Annotated in this window: 2 protein-coding genes; both read left to right on the plus strand. The window is 54.4% G+C overall.

Annotated features, from left to right (window positions below):
• Positions 1 to 482, plus strand: a 482-nt coding sequence (locus B5F88_RS18295) for a class D sortase (protein ID WP_140402191.1), incomplete at its 5' end; no start/stop codon positions are given.
• A gap of 141 nt (positions 483 to 623) precedes the next feature.
• A partial coding sequence (locus tag B5F88_RS18300; protein ID WP_087348864.1) for a SpaA isopeptide-forming pilin-related protein occupies positions 624 to 5,303 on the plus strand: 4,680 nt, incomplete at its 3' end.

Genomic DNA, 5,303 nt, shown 5'->3' on the forward strand with positions numbered 1-5,303 from the left:
CCCAGACAGGGAGCGTCAACTATCCTGTGATCGACACAGGAAATGGGGGCAGTTCTGGCCAGGACGTCGGCTATACTGCCGTCACCAGCGATCTCTACTACTCCGGCGGACATCTGGGGACGCTCAAGATCCCGGCTATCGGCCTGTCTACCAAGGTCTACGAAGGGACAGACAGCAGCACTCTGGCAAAAGGGGCCGGTCATTTCCCTGGCACTAGTATCTGGGACGGCAACTGCTGCATTGCGGGTCACAACCGCGGGGTCCGGGATGATTTTGGAGACCTGCATACCCTGGAGCCAGGCGATACCATTACCTGGACCACCAAGCTGGGCACACGCACCTATCAGGTGGTCAGTGTAGAAAAGGTATTGGAGACAGATACCAGCGGCACCGCCACTACCAGTGACAACCGTATCACGTTGTTTACCTGTGTGCGGGATCAGCGGGCATACCGCTGGTGTGTCCAGGCTGTGGAATGCTAAACGCAGTGCATCTCCCAAATTGGGAAATGCACTGCGTTTTTTTCGCTTAGTTTCTGCGAAACCCTGACTGAATTACTTCCAGAAAGAGGTGATGAACAGATTGTTGTTCATGCCTCTTTCTGTCCATTTTAAGGAGGGCTTATGAAAAAACTGCTTTCAATGTTTTTGGCCTGCGTTTTGCTGCTTGGAATTCTTCCGACCTCCGCTTGGGCCGCGGATAGTGTAGAAGCGGCGCTGGGCGAAGTGGACATTTATAACGGCGGATATGAGCTGGGTTATCTGTCCATCAACGGAGCTGTCAAGAAGCAAGACTACACCTATTTCATGTATAAGAGCAATGATGGGACAACCAAAGAAGTTCCGGCATATTGTGTGAATCCGTATCTCAAAGGTGTTCCCCAAAAGGTAGAACCCGGCGAAAGCATTAAATATCTTGCGGAGGAACGCTCCAGCGATCCCAAGGTGGTGGGCATTATCTCCAACGGTTACCCCCACCGCAGTCTGGGTGAACTGAATTTGGATAACAAGTATCAGGCGTATTACGCCACAAAGATGGCCCTCTGGTGTTATTTGCTTTCCACCTGGGACATCAACAATCTAAAGGTGGCCCCCGGCCTTTCCGGTTCTGAACTGGACATTGGCAACCGCATCCTGGCCGCCGCCAAGGACATCTACAAGCGCGGCACCACCTACAACTATATGCTCACGCCCAAAATGACAGCCACCCCAGACCATTCCGTGGCCTATCCTGTCAGTGTTGAGGGTAAGGACTACTATCAGCAGGTGTTTACGGTTTGGAGCGAGACATGGGTCTACGATTACGACATTTCTGTCGCCTTTCAGGACCCCTCTGCCGTTCCCAATGGCACCCGGATCGTCAACATGGACAACCAGGATGTGACCTCTGTTGCTGCGGAAGGAACCGGAGACGGCTACTCCGCTCAATTCAAGGTGCTGTACCCCGCGGAATCCATCCAGAACCAAAGTGGCAGCGTCCAGCTTGCACTGTCCGCCTCCGTGGCGCAGTATGCCGCCATGTATGCCATCTGCCAGGAGAAGGATAAGTACGGCGACCTGCAAAATTATATCTGCGACCTGGATAACAATGTACGGCTGGATGTGGCTGCTATCAGTAACTATTATGACGGTCAGGACCCCGACCCGGATGAGACCGCGCTGAAGATCGTAAAGCTGGAGGAGGGCACAAAAATCCCACTGGAGGGCGCGGTGTTCTCTGTGTACGATCCAGAGGGACGCAAGGTTGGCTCTTTCTCTACTGGCCCGGACGGGACCGTGGTAATCCCTCTGACCCTTGAGGGCCACTATACGGTAACCGAGGAGATCCCGCCCCGGTATCATCTTTTGCCGGATGAGCGCACCCAGCACGCGGATGTGGAGTACAACAAGATTGCAACCCTGACTTTCTGGAACGCCCCCTACGGCTCACTTCGGGTGGAGAAAAAGAGTGACACTGGAGATCTGCTTTCCGGTGTAACCATCCAGATCAAGCACTTGGAGAGCGGCCAGACCCGGAGCGGTCAGACCACCACCGGAGGTTCCATCACCTTCGACCAGCTTGAACCCGGCGCATGGGAAGTGCGTGAGCTGGCAGGAATCGAGGGCTGGAAAGCTGTGACCGATACCGTTCAGACGGTCAATGTGGTGTCAGGCGAGGAATCCACCGCTACCATTATCAATGAAGAACTTCCTGGTCTGCGGATCATCAAGTATGACCGAAAGACGATGGAGCTTATGCCGGATGTGGCGTTTGAGATCTTCCGGGATAATGTTTCTCTGGGCATCTTCCGTACCAATGAACAGGGCGAAATTCTCCTGGTCAACCAGCCCGAGGGCAGTTATCGGATCGAGGAACGAAACCCCGGAGACGATGAGCATATTATAGATACCACCCCCCAATATGCGGAGTTGACCACGGGCATGGGCATTGTGGAACGGGTGTTTTATAATGACCAGCTGCCCGGCATCCATCTTATCAAGGTAGACAGTGCGGATCTCAGTAAGCCGATTGCCAATGTCAAATTCCGCATTGAGGCGGTGGACGGCTCCTGGGGACCGGAGGAATATACGACTTCGGAGGATGGGACCATCGACCTCTCCAAGCTCCCCGTGGGCGCTTATGTGGTGACTGAACTGGAGTGTCCGGGATATGTGATTGACGAGGCACAGAGGATCATCCACCTGGATGGAAATGAGACGGCCCAGTTTGTCTTTACCAACAGCAAGCTGCCTTCCCTCCGCCTCACAAAAATCAGTTCGGATGGCTCCGCCCTGGCCGGAGTGACATACAGCCTGACCCGGATTGAGGATGGCAGCCGGTATATGGATCAGACCACTTCCAGCACAGGTACGATCATTTGGGAGGGCTTACAGCCTGGAGTATATTCCCTAAAGGAAACCGACACAGTATCAGACCACATTTTGGATGAAAAGGAATATCATGTAGAATTATTCCCCGGTAAGGACAGCACCATCGTTTTGGAGAACGATAAGAGGCCAAACCTCACCATTTGGAAGCGTGACGCAGACAGCGGCGCTCCCGTGGAGGGCGCAGTTTTCCTTGTAAAGACAGCAGACGGCCACAGTGTGGCCGAGGTGACCACTGGCCCGGATGGTTCCGCCAAGGTCCCCAACCTCCTGCCTATGGTCTATGAGGTAATCGAGAAGTCTGTGCCGTCGCCTTACCTGCCGGACGCTCCCAGCCAGCTTGTCACTCTCTATCCCAATCGGGACAGAACGGTATATTTTGAAAACCACAAAAAGCCATCTGTCACCATCCAGAAGGAAAACTCCGTCACTCATGACCCCATTGAATCCGCCGAGTTTCACATCACATGGTCCAGCAATAAGACGGAAACTGGGGAACAGCGGGATCTGGGAACCTTCCAGACAGATGAGGCGGGTCAGATCATCCTGGAGGCCATTGAGGATGGCTGGCTGAAAATTGAGGAGACCAAACCTGCGCCTGGCTTCCAGGCTCCCGACAATCCTGTTACGGAGGTCTATGTCAAGGGCGGCGAAAACAAGACCATCACCATTTCCAACATCCCCCTGTCAGCGTTGGTGGTCTACAAGCAGGACAGCGTGACCGGGGCTGGAATCTCCGGCTGCCGCTTCCAACTGAAATATCTGGGTGGCGAGGTCAGCGGCAGCGGTGGCACCGTGATCGGCACTTACACGACTTCGGCCAACGGCTCCTTCACTGTCACTGGGCTCAAAAAGGGCTACTACATCTGCGAGGAGTTGGAGAGCGACAGCAGCCACGTGATTGACGCCGCGCCCCAGTCCTTCTATATTTCCGGCGAGGATCAGGACATCGTGACCCTCTACTTCTCCAACGCCCCCAAGGGAGGCGTCCTGGTCAAGAAGGTATCGGCAGCAGACAATTCCCCGCTCTCCGATGTGGAGTTCCTGGTGACAAAATCGGACGGCTCCGTGGTGGGTGATGCCAACGGCAAGTTCGTGACGGATTCCACCGGCAGTTTTCTGGTGGAAGGGGTAGAACCTGGAACTACACTGGTCATCAAGGAAACCCGTGCCAAGCCCGGCTTCCTGCTGGATGATGCACCTCAGACCGTTCAGGTCAAAGAGGGCCAGACCGTCACCGTAGAATTTCGGAACCAGCCTTTGGGCAATCTGGTAATTGAGAAGTGGGGACGGAACGGCTCTACGGAAGTCCCCCTGGAGGGCGTCAAATTTGAGATTAAGTACGCCAATGGGCAGTATGTGGATGCCGCAGGAGGCACGTTGTCCAGCAATGGTATCTATTATTCCGACTCCACAGGTAAGGTCATCCTGTCCGGGATCACTGGCACGGTGGTAGTGACTGAACTTGAGAGCGTGCCTGGGTACACTATCGACCCGGATAGCCAGAGCCAGACCGTCACCATTAACCCCAATGACACCCAGACGATCCGGTTTTATAACAATGCTGTGGGCGGCGTGGAGTTGATTAAAGTCTCCGAAGCGGACAAGACGGAGCGCATCCCCAATACCACCTTTGAAATCCGGCGAGTGTCGGATGATGCCCTGGTGGACACCGTGACCACCGGGGAGAGCGGCAGCGTCTTTGTGACACTGGAGGATAACAATTATTATGCCGTGGAGATCGAGAGTGCCGAGGGGTTCAAGCTGGACAGCACGCCCCATTATTTCACCATAAAGAATGGGCAGACCACGAAACTGACCGTAACCAATGCGCCCATGTCCGGCATCCTGCTTCACAAAATTTCTACTGCTGATGGTAAGGGCATCCCTGGTGTGTCGTTCATCCTGTATGACAGCGGCCACAACCCCATCGACCAGCAGACCACCGACGACCGAGGCTATGCCTGGTTTGAGGACTTGACCGAGAGTGGCCGGTACTATCTGCGCGAACTGGAGAATGAGGGGTATATCCCAGACACCCAACTCCGTACAGTCTATGTCAAAGCTGGGGAAACCACATTGGTAGAGTGGGAAAATACCCCCATCACAGGACAAATCCAAATCGTCAAGAAGTCCGCCGACTACAACCCCACCAACGGACTGCCTGCTGGAACACTGCTGGAGGGAGCCGTGTTTGAGATCTATGATAAAGCGGGTAACCTGGTAGACACCATCCGCTCTGATAGCCGAGGGCTGGCCGTGTCCAAACCTTTGCCTCTCTCCCGCTATACCATACGGGAGGTCAAGGCTCCGGCCAATTACGGCGTAAATGAAACGGAACTCACTGCCTATCTTGAACATGAGGGACAGATCGTCAAATTTGAGGTGACCAACAAGAGCCTAACTACCGGCGTATCCATCACCAAAACCGGCCCC

The sequence above is a fragment of the Flavonifractor sp. An306 genome, assembly GCF_002159455.1.
In the GTDB taxonomy this organism is placed as follows: Bacteria; Bacillota; Clostridia; order Oscillospirales; family Oscillospiraceae; genus Flavonifractor.